Raw genomic sequence first — 13,616 nt, forward strand, 5'->3', positions numbered from 1 at the left:
TGCAAAGTCATGAACAGTTGTGCTGGCGACCATAGCAAGAGTGAACCACCTGATCCCTTCCCGAACTCAGAAGTGAAACCTCTTAGCGCTGATGGTAGTGTGGGATTACCCATGTGAGAGTAAGTCATCGCCAGCTCATTATTCGAAACACCCCCAACTAAACGGTTGGGGGTGTTTTTTTATGTGCGGGAATTTATTGAAAGATAAGTAGAAACTCTTATTAAATGTGATTAATAAAAATATAAATAACGTGAAAAGTATAATTAAATTAAGCTAGCTTTATGTTACTAGCACTTTATTTAAAACCCTTCCTGCTAAAACTTTAGTCCAAATTTTTTAAAATTACTTAACTTGGTATGTTTTGCAGTAGACAAAGTAAAAATAATCATCCATTTTGTATACAAAAGTGAATGACCATTCATTTTTTCATAGAATAAAAAAGCTCACAATTGGAGGTGAGGAAAAATGACAGCAACAACGGTAAATGTGAATGCTGTAGTGGATGAGGCAAAGTTTAAACCTTTTCATTTAAAGATCGTACTCTGGTGCGTATTTGTCGTGATTTTTGACGGTTATGATTTGGCAATTAACGGTGTTGCTTTACCGCTACTGATGCAAGAATGGAATATGACGGCAGTTCAAGCCGGAATGCTGGCCAGTACTGCTCTGGCAGGCATGATGTTTGGTGCCATGTTTTTCGGTATGCTGGCAGATAAAATTGGACGAAAAAATGTCATTCTGATTTGTGTAACCTTGTTCAGCGGATTTACGTTCTGGGGCGGTTTTGCCTCTAATCCGACTGAATTCGGCATCCTGCGTTTTATTGCAGGTTTAGGTATTGGCGGTGTATTACCCAATCTGGTTGCGCTCACTTCTGAATATGCGCCACAAAAAATGCGTAGTACTCTAGTGACGACCATGTTTAGCGGTTATGCGGTGGGTGGTATTATGGCGGCCTTGCTCGGTGCCTGGTTAACCCCAAGTTTTGGCTGGGAAATCATGTTCTACATTGCCGGAATTCCATTATTAATTATTCCGGTTTTATGGTTCTATTTACCAGAATCTTTAACTTTTCTGGTGAAAAAACAGCAAAATGAAAAGGCCAGTAAAATTGTTCAGCAGATCAGTCCTGAGCAAAATGCCACTGCTCGTACCCAGTTTGTACTGAATGAAGTACACGCACCTGATGCTTCAATTGCTGCTCTGTTCAGACAGGGGAGGAGCATGAGTACTTTATTATTCTGGTGCTGCTTCTTTATGTGTCTGCTGATGGTTTATGCATTGGGTAGCTGGTTACCAAAACTGATGATGGCAGCGGGTTATTCTCTAGGTAACAGTCTGATGTTCCTGATGGCCATGAATATTGGCGCAGTGATTGGAACCATTGGTGGCGGTATTCTGGCTGACCGTTTCCATCTGAAACCGGTCATTATTGGCATGTTCCTACTAGGTGCAGTTTCACTGGTCGGATTAGGCTTTAACTCTCCACAAGCCGTGATCTATCTACTGGTTGCCGCTGCTGGTGCTTCAGCGATTGGTAGTAGTATTCTGCTCTACAGCTTTGTAGCCCAGTACTATCCGCTGTCAATCCGTTCTACAGGTATTGGCTGTGCTTCAGCAGTCGGTCGGGTAGGCGCCATTGTGGGGCCGATTATTATTGGATTCCTGTTGGGTATGGAGTTGCCACACAAGATGAACTTCCTGGCAGTTGCTATTCCAGCCATTATTGGGGCAATTTCAGTCGCTCTGATTGTACGCAAAGATCTGAACGCGGAAAGAAATGCGGAAACCTTACTCTCCAAACAGAAACTGAATTCGGTTAAAACCTAGTCACTTTTTGCCAATCACAATGACTTAAACTTCTATTGGATGACAAAAGCCCCTTCGATAAAAGGGGCTTTTGCATACAGTTCATAAAGAATTGAATAAATCAAAAAATAAATAATTCAAACACCTGTTATAAGTTCAGTTTAATTAAAATTACAATGATTCGAATATTCAGTAGTTTATCTTAATGAAAACGTGATATATCACGCAAAAAAATGATATTGAAATATGCATAGCAGAATATCAATTAGTCTTATTGTGCCTCAAATTCCACTTGCGTATATTGCTAAAACTTGAATATTCACTCGTATATTCAAAAGGATTTTACGGACAAGTACTCATGGGAGATGAGAACGATGACAACGGAAACAGTAGATATAAATTCTGTAGTCGATAATGCGAAATTCACGCCTTTCCACTTCAATGTAGTTGCTTGGTGTTTACTCATTATCCTATTTGATGGCTACGATTTAGCAATTAATGGTGTAGTTTTACCATTATTGATGCAAGACTGGGGCTTAAGTGCAGTGCAGGCAGGAATGCTTGCAAGTACTGCACTGGCTGGCATGATGTTTGGTGCGATGATCTTTGGTTCCCTAGCGGACAAGATTGGTCGTAAGAAAGTGATCATGATCTGTATTGTATTATTTAGTGGTTTAACTTTTGCCGGTGGCTTTGCTTCAAACCCAACCGAATTCGGTATTTTACGTTTTCTTGCCGGCTTAGGTATTGGTGGTGTCATGCCAAACCTGGTGGCATTGACGTCTGAATATGCCCCACAAAAAATGCGTAGTACGCTGGTGACCACCATGTTTAGCGGTTATGCAGTCGGTGGCGTAATGGCTGCGTTATTGGGTTCATGGTTCACGCCAAGTTTTGGTTGGCAAATCATGTTCTTTATCGCGGGTATTCCACTGTTTTTATTACCAGTGATCTGGAAATTCCTGCCTGAATCACTTGCCTTCATTGTGAAACAGAACAAGCAGACGGAAGCGCGTCGCATCGTACGTCGCCTGGAACCAAACCTGAAAGTCACCGAGAACACGACTTTTACTTTGCCGCAGGAAAATGTGCCTGAAGCCGCTAACGTGGTGAGCTTGTTCCGTCGTGGTCGTGCGGTGAATACCTTACTGTTCTGGGTCGCGTTCTTCACCTGTCTGTTAACCATGTATGCGCTGAGCAGCTGGTTACCGAAGTTGATGATGGCAGCAGGTTACTCGATGGACAACAGTCTGATGTTCATGATGGTCATGAATGTGGGTGCGGTTGTGGGTATTGTCGGTGGCGGTATTCTTGCGGATCGTTTCCACCTGAAACCGGTACTGATGTTCCTCGGTATGATGGGTGCGATTGTGATGAGCTCAATGGGCTTTGCATCTAACCAATTCTTACTTTACATCCTGGTGTTCTTGGCCGGTGCAGCGTCAATTGGTTCACAAATGTTGCTATATAGCTATGTTGCGCAGTTCTACCCACTTGCGGTACGTTCGACAGGTATTGGCTGGTCTTCTGCGATTGGTCGTATGGGTGCGATTGTAGGGCCGATCCTGATTGGTGGCTTACTGGGGATGAACCTGCCTGCTTACTTTAACTTTATGGCAGTTGGTTTACCGGTATTGATTACTGCAATTGCGGTTGCATTGATCATGCATGACGATGAGTCTGAAAAGATTGGTTCAATTGAACCAGCAGTGTCTAAAGCTTAAAGCTAAGTATTAAATAAGAAGCCTCCGAAAGGGGGCTTTTTTATTATTATCATTAAATGATAAATTTTAAAAATATTAAAAAAGTGATAAATAAATGAACTTAAACGAAAGATTTAAAAAATTTGCTGATCTGGAATACGAATCTATTGATGATGCCTATAATATTCAATTTAAAGGACAAAAAGCTGATTATTTCACTTTTGATCGCTCATGGATTCTAGAAGTAAAGTTTTTAGAAACAGACAGGAGCCCCAATATTAATGATTATATAAATAAACAAGTAGATAGATCCTGATTTTCCTAAATTTTATGGAACTGTACATATTGAGGAGTTAATCCAAAAACATAAAAATCCAGATTTTATAAGAAATCAATTATTTAATTATGCTGCGCGTAATTTAAAGGCTATTTGTTCCAAGGCAGATAAACAGATAGCTGAAACAAAAAATGCTTTAAAAAATCCTTTGTGCATTGGAATCTTAGTTGTACTAAATGAAAGAAATGACTTCCATGACCAAAATTTTATATATCAAGAAATAAGTCGTTTACTACATAAAAAAAATCCTGAGGGAGATTTTGAAAGAAAAAATATCCACGCAGTGTGGTATATACACGAATATCAGAATAACAAAAGTAAATATGCAATTTCTGATTTTTTGATAAGACCTACAGATGAGTATGAGTCTATTAGGTCTTTAGCAAATCTCTTACATTTGGATTGGATTAGTTATAATGGATATGCTTTTATACCCTCAGACTTAAAATAAATCTTGAGGTAGATTCTATGCAATTCGACTCATTCTCCCCAATCCCTGAAGATGATGACGAATTACATCTTCCTGAACTGGTGTACTGGGCTTCTTTAGGCGACGTTGAACAGGTCGAACAGGCACTACAGGAAGGTCTGGACGTCAACTCCGCCGATGAAGAAGGCTATAGCGCCTTACAGGCGGCTGCTGAAAATGATCATCTGGAAGTGGTCAAACTCTTGGTTAGCAAAGGCGCAGATATTGCCCATCGTAGTCCAAATACTGCTTTAGAACTGGCCGAAATGGCAGGCAACAAAGAAGTTGTGGCTTATCTGAAAAGTCTGGCTGGTGGTGTCTGAATATAAAAAAGAACCTCAATGCTGAGGTTCTTTTTTATTGGTAGGAGCTTAAGCAGCTTCATCTTCAAGTTCTTTTAAAATGGCTTCATTAAAGGCCGGAATATCATCCGGATTACGTGAAGTAATCAGTACCCAGTCGCCGGTATTGCAACGATGAACTTCTTCATCGACCCATTTCGCGCCAGCATTTTCCAGATCCAGCTTGATACTCTTATATGAAGTCAGATTCTTATCTTTAATTCGATCTGCATCAATTAAGGCCCATGGCCCATGACAGATCGCGGCAATCGGTTTGTGATTGTCGGCAAAATGCTGAATGATTTTCTGCGCATCCTGATTGATTCTTAGAGTATCCGCGTTGACTGTACCGCCTGGAATCACCAACAAATCATAATCATTCAGATCGACATGGTCGAAACTGGTATCCGGCGTATATTGGGTAGCAGCTTTGGTATCACCTTTGACAGTGGCTACATCTTCATTTTTTTCTGCGGCATGAATCACTTCAAAACCTTTGGACTTTAAAAAATTTAAAGGCTCAGTCAGTTCATCATGTTCAACGCCTTGATTGGATGTAATAAAGAGGACCTTTTTTACCATGATTGCTGTTCCCAAAAAATGTGAGGATTTTTAGCTTAACAACAAGCAGATTTTTACAATGTTGGAGTTTTAACTCGGAACTGTTAAGCAATGATAAATAAAGCAATGTATATGAAAAGGAATATGCAGAAAAAAAGCCCCGACATCCTGTCGGGGCTTTTCCGTATCTCGTGATTTAGGTATAACTCCTGTCGTACCTCACGTCCTGGTGTTGCGATGTTATTCTTGTTTTTAGGTCTTCTTGGAGCATCCTGCTCTCTATGTTTATAAGATAATATACATCCCGACAGGCTACTAGCAGCAGATTACGCTTATCAATGTACGCTTTGGCTTACAACAGCGCAGAGAAATTGAGCTGTGTAGACTGAAGCAGTGGCATGTCATTAAAAGTGTACATCCAGACCGATATAAGGACCTTTAAATTCCAGCCGTAAATCTGGTCGTTGATCCTGTTCAAAATCCACCTGCATCATGCGATAACCGACTTTGGCACCGACATCGACCAACAGATTATCAATAAAGTCATATTGCAGTTCGGCCTGTACATCGGTTTTTTTGCTATCGCTGCCATGCGTGTAAATGGCTTCGGCTTTGGCACTCATACCGGTAAATGGCAGTTTTACGCCAACTGTTGCATAGAGTAGCGGACTGTATTCATCCAGATCATACTGGTTTAGAGCACCTGCATTCAGGTTTCTCACCGTACCGTCCAGATTGTTAAGACCAGCACCAATATCGGCATGTACTACGGTATCGAGTAGTTCGTAATACAGAATATAGTCAATGTTATTCAGCTCGATATCTGCGGCATTGGCAGGCGAGCTTTGTTCGCTGTTACTGTCAAGATTGACATATCTGATTTTCGCATTGGGTAAAAGTGGTAGCGGATGCTCCACAGCAACAGATAGCTGTGCGGTACCTTGCCGATCCAGTTCATGCTTGAAATTGTTGTCTTGACTATAGCCATCAAAATTCCAGTAACTAAGATCAGCTTTTACGCCAATCACATCTGCATGACTGAATGTGCTGAGTCCAAAACCTAATAATAGTGAGGTGAGTATGTTTGCGCGCATGGCTCTATTTCCTTATAGCTTGCTTCAAATCAGGCCGGTCTGTTACTTAAAAACATTTTCTTTATATGTCTGAGCAAGTGCATGATATAGAGAATTTCAAAAATGTATATCCTTGGATGTTGAAGGACGAGAAGATGGTATCTGTAGAAGCAAAACAGCATAAAGATTATGCATTATATGTCGCCGGTCAGGCGGTTCAGACAGGGGAATGGCTGGAGGTTAAACATAAATATAGCCAGAAGCTGTATGCACGTGTCGCCCTGGCAGATGCCAGCACGCTGGAACAGGCAATTCAGTCTGCAACAGATGCTGAAGCCGAGATGGCCGCATTAGAGCCGTTCCAGAAACAGAAAATTCTGCTGCACTGTGTGCGACGTTTCCGCGAAATTCATGAAGAACTGACGGAAATCCTGATTGCAGAGGGCGGTAAACCACGTAAAGCTGCAGAAGCTGAAGTCGAACGCCTGATCAATACCTTTCAGATCGCAGCAGATGCCGTGACCCAGATGGATCAGGGACGCATCCTGCCTTTGGCCGTCACTGCGGCAGCTTCGGGTTATCAGGGAATGGTCAAACAGGTGCCAATTGGTGCGGTATCTCTGATTAGTCCGTTTAATTTTCCCTTGAACCTGACTGCGCATAAAATTGCACCTGCGATTGCAGCCGGTTGTCCTTTTGTACTGAAACCGGCAAGTTTGACTCCAATTTCTGCGCTTAAAATTGCCGAGATTCTGGCAGAAACTGAGTTGCCTTATGGTGCATTTTCAGTTTTACCCTGTCCACGAGAACTGGCCGATGTGCTGGTCACGGATGACCGCTTTAAATTACTCAGCTTTACCGGCTCTGATGCAGTGGGCTGGGACATGAAAGCCCGTGCCGGCCGTAAAAAAGTCACACTGGAGCTGGGCGGCAATGCTGCAGTGATGATCGAACCAGATACAGAGATTAATGATGCACTGATTAGCCGTTTGATCGGTGGCGCCTATGGCCATGCCGGACAGGTATGTATCAGTGTACAGCGGATTCTGGTGCATCAGGATATCTATGATGACGTGAAACAGAAAATGGTGGCCAAGCTGAAAACGCTTAAAGCGGATGATCCAAATCTGAGCACGACCTTGGTGGGGCCAATGATCAAGAAAGCTGAGGCCAAACGGCTAGAAACATGGCTGGATAAAGCTGTGAAAAAAGATGCAAAAATTCTGGCAGGCGGCAAACTGGACGAGGTACTGTTCGCACCGACCTTGCTGGAGAATGTGGATCAGAATCTGGAAATCTATCGGGATGAAGTCTTTGGTCCAGTGGCCATGATTGAACCTTATACCGATTTTGAATCCGGTATTGCCTGTATCAACCGCAGCCGTTTTGGCCTGCAGGCCGGGGTCTATACCCAGAATCTGAACAAGATGCTATATGCCTGGGATCATCTGCATGTCGGTGGTGTCATCATCAATGATATACCGTCTTTCCGGGTGGATAACATGCCCTATGGCGGGGTAAAAGATTCGGGTCTGGGCCGTGAAGGGATTCAGTCCGCCATTCGCGACATGCAGGAAGAGCGCATGCTGGTCATTAAAGCTTAAGTTCAGCATGTTCTTTGCCCAGATCGCAAGCCGGGTGGTTTTTCAATCGGGTGATGGGATCTGGGTCTATTGCATAATCTTAAATTTCAGGCCGGGGCAGGGAAAGACTCTGCTCCATATACTTCGACCAGAAAAAGGGATTCATCCGTAGAGATTTGTAGCGCTTAGACACAGGATATTAAACAGCGATTTATCCTGATGACAGGAAAAGCTTTAAGAACCATAAGTCTGTAGTAAAACTTAATAAAAAATATATTCCAAAAAGTTTGTCAATATATAACCTTAAAAATAAAGTCTTTTCCGTAGAATTATTGAGCAATTAATTCAAACAGATTATAAATAACGAATATTTTGAGCAGAATTTACAGAAAAAATTTACAAAAGTCAGTATTGTTAAATCATCTACAAGGTCAGTTTTTCGATCAGACTTTAAGCAAGCTGTAAGACCTGCTGACCTGTTTGTATATTAGAATTCGACACCCACAAGGTGCCCTCTAATTCAAACACCCAAAATTATTGAAATGCTTCTTTTTTTGCTTGCGCTATAACCATAACAAGCAGCATCTGAAGGAGTTAAAAGTTTAGGTGTTCTATGACAGAAACTCGTGAGAATTGGTCCGCACGCTCAGGATTCATTATTGCAGCGATTGGTTCCGCCGTTGGTTTGGGGAATATCTGGCGTTTCCCTTATGTGGCCTATGAAAATGGTGGCGGGGCATTCCTGATCCCTTATCTGATTGCGATTTTCGCAGCAGGTTTACCTTTACTATTTTTAGATTATGCAGTCGGACACAAGTTCCGCAAAGCGCCGCCTATGGCTTACAAGAAACTCATGAATGCCGAATCCCTGGGGTGGTGGCAGGTCATGGTGACGCTAGTGATCGGGATTTACTATGCCAGCGTATTGTCCTGGGCCGGCAGTTATATGTTCTATTCCTTTGGACAGCAATGGGGTACAGATACCCAGGCCTTTTTCTTCAACTCCTACCTGCAAAATGGTGAAGGCCTGACCTTAGGTTTTGTGCCTACACTGTTCTTTGGTCTGGTGGTGGTCTGGGCTGCGGTCATGTTGATTCTTTACGGCGGGGTACGCCGTGGAGTAGAGCTGGCCAATAAAATCTTTATGCCATTGCTGGTGGTTTTATTTTCCATTCTGGTGATTCAGGCAGTGCGCTTACCGGGTGCAGTTGATGGCTTAAATGCTTTCTTTACCCCGAACTGGGAAGCCATGACCAACTATAAAGTCTGGCTGGCCGCTTTTGGTCATATCTTCTTCTCACTGTCGGTGGGCTTCGGGATTATGTTGACCTATGCCTCTTATTTGAAACGCAAAACCAACCTGACCGGTTCGGGAATCGTGGTGGCACTGGCCAATTCGTCTTTTGAAATTCTGGCGGGTATTGGGGTATTTGCAGCGCTTGGTTTTATGGCGTTCAGTTCAGGTGCTAAAGTTGAAGATGTAGTGTCTGGCGGTATTGGTCTGGCCTTTATTGCATTCCCGAAAATTATTTCCAGTTTAGGGACAGGTGGTGACCTGTTTGGCTTCCTGTTCTTCGCGTCATTGACGGTTGCCGGTATTACCTCGATGGTGAGTATCCTGCAAGTTCCGATTGCTGCGTTTCAGGACAAACTGGGCTGGTCGAAGAACAAGTCAGTCACAATCATTGCGGGTGGTTCGGCGGTCATTTCTACCCTGATGTTCTCGACGCATAGTGCCGTTACCTTTGTCGATATCATTGATTATTTTGCCAATAATATTGGTATTGTCGGTGGTGGACTGGTATCGATTATTCTGTTGTCGTGGTTCCGCCGTCCATTGATGAAACAGCTGGAAGACCATGTTAACCAGTTTGCCAGCGTGAAGCTGGGACGCAGCTGGAATTTCATGCTGACCTTCGTCACCCCTTTGTCGTTATTACTGGCACTCGGCCTGACTCTGAAATCGATTATGACCGAAGGTTATGGTGATTATCCTGCCAGTACCTTGTGGCTGGTTGGCGGAGGCGTCATGGCATTCTTTATCCTGGGTGCCATTCTGTTAAGTCTAGTCAAAGACCGTCGTAGTTAGGAGAATAAATATGAATACATCTGCACTGATCATGATGATTTTCTCCATCGTTCTATTATGGGGAGGGCTGGTACTGGCGGTTATTCATCTGGCAAAAAATCCGGAAGAACCAGAAGACTAAAAATCTTGACATAAACCTACATTTACAAGCAACGGAAGTCATTATCATCTTTGATGATAATGACTTTTTTAATGGCTGATGCTTTGACATGATTTCCGTTTCAGATGGACAAGTCTATACAGCTTTTGCCGTGACTTTTTTGGCCGGTCTGGCTACCGTAGTGGGGGGTGGACTGGTACTGTTCTTAAAAAAACCCAATTTCCGCCTGCTTGCTTTTGGTCTGGCCTTTGCTGCCGGTGCCATGGTCTATGTTTCTTTAACCGAAATTCTGAATAAGTCGATTGCGTCCTTCACTGTGGATTTTGGTGAAAAAACCGGTTTCGCCTTTGGCACTTTTGCTTTTTTACTGGGCGTGGTGCTGGTGTTATTGCTGGACCGCTTTGTCCCGAATCCGCATGACACTATTGAAACCCAGTCTGCCAAGGGAGTCAGTTCACAACAGTTACTGCGTACTGGCATGCTGACCCTGTTTGCGATTAGTGCCCATAACTTGCCGGAAGGACTGGCAACATTTTTTGCCACCCTGGAAAGTCCTGCTCTGGGTGCACCTCTGGCGGTCGCGATTGCGATTCATAACATACCAGAAGGCGTGGCGATTGCCTTGCCGGTCTATATGGCCACCGGCCGTAAAGATTATGCCCTCTGGGCCAGTTTGGTTTCGGGAATGGCCGAGCCTCTGGGTGCAGCCTTGGGGTATTTTATTCTGGCGCCTTATATGAATGAAACGGTCTATGGCCTGATCTTTGGCGTGATTGGCGGTGTGATGGTCTATCTGGCGCTAGATGAATTATTGCCGACGGCAAAACGCTATTCTGAAGGGCATGAAACAGTCTATGGCTTGGTGAGCGGCATGGCTGCTCTGGCTACTAGTCTGGTAATTTTTAAATTTATTCAATAAGCCTCATATTCCTGAATCACGCGCCATAAAAAAGGCAGCTTAGGCTGCCTTTCATTTTAAACACATGACTTATGCAGTTTTTTCTATACGGCAATAGAAGAAGCCGTCGCCTTGATCTGCTTTCGGCAACAACTGACGACCATGAATCTGTTCGATACCCCAATCGGCTTCGATCTTGATTTCTTTGGCATCGGCATGGGTATTAAAAAACTCGACCATCTGCTGTTCGTTTTCGGCTTTCAGAATTGAACAGGTGATGTACAGCAAAGTACCACCGACTTTCAGTTGCTGCCACATATTTTCCAGAATCTGCTTTTGCAGCTCAACCGTTTTCGGAATATCGGTAGACTGACGCAGTAAACGGATATCCGGATGACGACGGATCACACCAATTGCAGAACACGGTGCATCGAGAACGATACAGTCGACAGGCTCCGGAGCTGTCCAGGTGATCGCATCAGCCGCAATAATTTCAACGTCGGCATATTCAGTTAACAATAGACGTTCCAGATTTTCTGCCACACGGACTAAACGTTTGGCGTCCTGATCAATGGCATACAGTTTTTTCGGGCTATATTTTTCCAATATATGCGCGGTTTTACCACCCGGAGCGGCACAGGCATCGACCACGACTTTGCCTTCAAGGTCAGGAAGCAAGGTTGCGCAAAGCTGGGCATGTTCATCCTGAACCGAGAAACCGCCGGCTTCATAGCCTGGCAGGTTCGGAATATGCACATTCTGTTCCAGAACGATGCCAACTTCAGAAAGAGTGCAGGCACGTGCCTCATAGCCTTCTTCTTCCAGAATTTCCAGATATTCATCACGGCTGACCTGATTGACATTGACACGCAAAGTGAGCGGTGCAATCTGTTTCAAGTCATGTGACAGCTCGGCAAGCTGTTCCGGCCAGTCTTTCTTTAAACGCTTGTAGAGCCAGCTTGGCAGGCCATGCGCCTGATTTAAAGCCAGGTCAAATTCTTCTGTTTCACGTGAAACACGACGCAGTACCGCATTGACCAGACCGCTTAAAGGTTCAAAGCCCAGTTGTTTGGCAGCAGTTACGGTTTCTGAAATCGCAGCATGTGCCGGAATACGGGTACATAGAATCTGGTACAAACCCAAATATAAGCAGCTCTCTAGAGCCTGGTTATCGAGAGGTTTGGTTAACAGCGGCAGGGTGATGGCTTTAAGGCCATGCCACTGACGTAAACAGCCTAGAGTTAACTCGTGATAAAGACCACGGTCACGCTCAGACACGATGTTGATATGTTGATTAAGTACAGAAGCAAGTGATTGACCATTTTGTACAGCCAATAGCGTTTTTACAACTTGCGCGCGCAAATTCAAGTTTTTAGCTGATGATTGAATTTGGCTCATGCGAATTTATATCCTACCGATAGTTTTTGAGTTTGATTAATTTGAACAGCATTCAGGGCTTTGCCGCCTGGCCATTGCAGATTGGTGATGCAAATGGCATGTTGATCGCCACACATCACATGTACGCCATCTTTATCCAGGGCAATCACTTCACCAGGCAGGGCATTGCTTGCATTTTGCGTGGAAAGTGATGAATTCCAGATGCGTAAATTGTTGCCGTCATCCAGTGGGGTGAATGCCACCGGCCAGGGATTAAAAGCACGAATATTACGGTCAATGGCTGCTGCAGGCTGGGTCCAGTCAATTTGTGCTTCGGCTTTTGACAGTTTATGCGCGTAAACCGTCAGGCTTTCATCCTGGACTTCGCGAGTCTCAAGATAGTGCTGTAAGGTCTGTTCCGATTCAAGCACGGCCACAATCGCCTCAGCACCTTGCAGCGCCAGTTTGTCATGCAGGCTGGCAGAAGTATCCTCGGCAGTAATCGGACATCGTGTTTTATACATCATATCCCCGGTATCCAGACCGGCCGCCATTTTCATAATGGTCACACCCGTTTCGGTATCGCCGGTAGCAATCGCGCGCTGAATCGGGGCTGCACCGCGCCAGCGTGGCAACAGTGAACCGTGTATATTCAGGCAACCATATTTTGGCGTATCCAGAACCACTTGTGGCAGGATCAGGCCATAAGCCGCCACCACCATCACATCTGCATTTAAAGCTTTGAGTTCCGCCTGTGCCGCCAGACCTTCTTCAGTCGATGACTTGAAATGTAAAGGCTGATAGACCGGAATATGGTGTTCAAGCGCCAACTGCTTCACTGCAGAGGCCGTAAGTTTTTGTCCACGTCCAGCCTTGCGGTCAGGTTGGGTATAAACCGCCACAATTTCATGATTGGTTTTGAGCAGCGCAGCCAATGCAGTCGCTGCAAATTCTGGTGTGCCTGCAAATATGATCTTCACACATGAAATTCCAAATAAACTTAAAGCGTATTATAAGCCAAAAGCCAAATTTCAGCCTAATCCTTACCAAAACTTATCGGATAGGGCCTGTGAGTGCTTGAATTTCAGTGGAATTTTTATATAAAAAAAACTCATGCAAATTGTAAAAATTATTCATGAAAGTTTTGTATTGTCGCAAGGGTGATGGCGTTATAGTAGATTTCATCCAGAAATTTTTATCGTCAGATCGCCAAAACCTCTCTATAGACATTTTTGCCTGCATCTACATCCAAAAGGCCATCTGGTAAAACAAGGGC

Annotated in this window: 12 protein-coding genes and 1 rRNA gene; 9 read left to right on the forward strand and 4 right to left on the reverse strand. The window is 44.0% G+C overall.

The features are described from left to right. The first annotated feature begins 21 nt into the window (after nucleotides 1–21). The 5 genes from rrf to AY607_RS02350 all read left to right on the forward strand — a co-directional run bounded on the left by rrf (nucleotide 22) and on the right by AY607_RS02350 (nucleotide 4,641). Nucleotides 22–136: ribosomal RNA gene (gene rrf, locus AY607_RS02330) — 5S ribosomal RNA — on the forward strand. A 329-nt stretch (nucleotides 137–465) separates the two neighbouring features. Further along, nucleotides 466–1,830: an MFS transporter gene (locus AY607_RS02335; RefSeq protein ID WP_064101647.1), complete on the forward strand. Its 1,365-nt coding sequence runs from the start codon at nucleotides 466–468 to the stop codon at nucleotides 1,828–1,830. A gap of 353 nt (nucleotides 1,831–2,183) precedes the next feature. Then, entirely contained in the window at nucleotides 2,184–3,533 is a 1,350-nt protein-coding gene (locus AY607_RS02340; RefSeq protein ID WP_064096849.1) for an aromatic acid/H+ symport family MFS transporter, read from the forward strand. Between the two features lie 94 nt (nucleotides 3,534–3,627). Continuing rightward, complete coding sequence (locus tag AY607_RS02345; protein WP_064101648.1) at nucleotides 3,628–3,828, forward strand: hypothetical protein; 201 nt, start codon at nucleotides 3,628–3,630, stop codon at nucleotides 3,826–3,828. Between the two features lie 489 nt (nucleotides 3,829–4,317). Further along, the gene (locus AY607_RS02350; RefSeq protein WP_064096851.1) at nucleotides 4,318–4,641 is read left to right on the forward strand and encodes an ankyrin repeat domain-containing protein; all 324 of its coding nucleotides are present in this window, start codon (nucleotides 4,318–4,320) and stop codon (nucleotides 4,639–4,641) included. A 48-nt stretch (nucleotides 4,642–4,689) separates the two neighbouring features. Here the strand turns inward: AY607_RS02350 and AY607_RS02355 are convergent, their stop codons facing one another. Beyond that, the gene (locus tag AY607_RS02355; protein WP_064096852.1) at nucleotides 4,690–5,241 is read right to left on the reverse strand and encodes a type 1 glutamine amidotransferase domain-containing protein; all 552 of its coding nucleotides are present in this window, start codon (nucleotides 5,239–5,241) and stop codon (nucleotides 4,690–4,692) included. A 383-nt stretch (nucleotides 5,242–5,624) separates the two neighbouring features. Continuing rightward, complete coding sequence (locus tag AY607_RS02360; protein ID WP_064101649.1) at nucleotides 5,625–6,314, reverse strand: TIGR04219 family outer membrane beta-barrel protein; 690 nt, start codon at nucleotides 6,312–6,314, stop codon at nucleotides 5,625–5,627. A 134-nt stretch (nucleotides 6,315–6,448) separates the two neighbouring features. Here AY607_RS02360 and AY607_RS02365 point away from each other — a divergent pair, with 134 nt between their 5' ends. The 4 genes from AY607_RS02365 (at nucleotide 6,449) to zupT (ending at nucleotide 10,984) form a co-directional block, all read left to right on the forward strand. Further along, complete coding sequence (locus AY607_RS02365) at nucleotides 6,449–7,897, forward strand: aldehyde dehydrogenase family protein (protein ID WP_064101650.1); 1,449 nt, start codon at nucleotides 6,449–6,451, stop codon at nucleotides 7,895–7,897. Nucleotides 7,898–8,489: 592 nt separating this feature from the next. Continuing rightward, nucleotides 8,490–9,965, forward strand: coding sequence for a sodium-dependent transporter (locus tag AY607_RS02370; RefSeq protein ID WP_064096855.1), 1,476 nt, complete (start codon nucleotides 8,490–8,492; stop codon nucleotides 9,963–9,965). A 10-nt stretch (nucleotides 9,966–9,975) separates the two neighbouring features. Beyond that, on the forward strand, nucleotides 9,976–10,086 hold the full coding sequence (locus AY607_RS14775) for a methionine/alanine import family NSS transporter small subunit (protein WP_081406379.1): 111 nt from the start codon (nucleotides 9,976–9,978) through the stop codon (nucleotides 10,084–10,086). An 88-nt stretch (nucleotides 10,087–10,174) separates the two neighbouring features. Further along, entirely contained in the window at nucleotides 10,175–10,984 is an 810-nt protein-coding gene (gene zupT / locus AY607_RS02375; protein WP_064096856.1) for a zinc transporter ZupT, read from the forward strand. Nucleotides 10,985–11,053: 69 nt separating this feature from the next. Here zupT and rsmB read toward each other — a convergent pair whose 3' ends face one another. Further along, nucleotides 11,054–12,361: a 16S rRNA (cytosine(967)-C(5))-methyltransferase RsmB gene (gene rsmB, locus AY607_RS02380; protein ID WP_064101651.1), complete on the reverse strand. Its 1,308-nt coding sequence runs from the start codon at nucleotides 12,359–12,361 to the stop codon at nucleotides 11,054–11,056. Next, on the reverse strand, nucleotides 12,358–13,320 hold the full coding sequence (fmt, locus tag AY607_RS02385) for a methionyl-tRNA formyltransferase (protein WP_064101652.1): 963 nt from the start codon (nucleotides 13,318–13,320) through the stop codon (nucleotides 12,358–12,360). The genes rsmB and fmt overlap by 4 nt, the downstream gene beginning before the upstream one ends. Nucleotides 13,321–13,616: the final 296 nt, after the last annotated feature.

Source organism: Acinetobacter sp. SFA, from assembly GCF_001647535.1.
In the GTDB taxonomy this organism is placed as follows: domain Bacteria; phylum Pseudomonadota; class Gammaproteobacteria; order Pseudomonadales; family Moraxellaceae; genus Acinetobacter; species Acinetobacter pecorum.

Excerpts from the sequence above, each read along its gene's own strand:
- AY607_RS02365 (WP_064101650.1), top strand. The coding sequence starts at position 6,449 with ATGGTATCTGTAGAAGCAAAACAGCATAAAGATTATGCATTATATGTC.
- AY607_RS02355 (WP_064096852.1), bottom strand. The coding sequence starts at position 5,241 with ATGGTAAAAAAGGTCCTCTTTATTACATCCAATCAAGGCGTTGAACAT.
- AY607_RS02360 (WP_064101649.1), bottom strand. The coding sequence starts at position 6,314 with ATGCGCGCAAACATACTCACCTCACTATTATTAGGTTTTGGACTCAGC.
- AY607_RS02345 (WP_064101648.1), top strand. The coding sequence starts at position 3,628 with ATGAACTTAAACGAAAGATTTAAAAAATTTGCTGATCTGGAATACGAA.
- AY607_RS02350 (WP_064096851.1), top strand. The coding sequence starts at position 4,318 with ATGCAATTCGACTCATTCTCCCCAATCCCTGAAGATGATGACGAATTA.
- zupT (WP_064096856.1), top strand. The coding sequence starts at position 10,175 with ATGATTTCCGTTTCAGATGGACAAGTCTATACAGCTTTTGCCGTGACT.
- AY607_RS02335 (WP_064101647.1), top strand. The coding sequence starts at position 466 with ATGACAGCAACAACGGTAAATGTGAATGCTGTAGTGGATGAGGCAAAG.
- AY607_RS02370 (WP_064096855.1), top strand. The coding sequence starts at position 8,490 with ATGACAGAAACTCGTGAGAATTGGTCCGCACGCTCAGGATTCATTATT.
- AY607_RS02340 (WP_064096849.1), top strand. The coding sequence starts at position 2,184 with ATGACAACGGAAACAGTAGATATAAATTCTGTAGTCGATAATGCGAAA.
- rsmB (WP_064101651.1), bottom strand. The coding sequence starts at position 12,361 with ATGAGCCAAATTCAATCATCAGCTAAAAACTTGAATTTGCGCGCGCAA.
- AY607_RS14775 (WP_081406379.1), top strand. The coding sequence starts at position 9,976 with ATGAATACATCTGCACTGATCATGATGATTTTCTCCATCGTTCTATTA.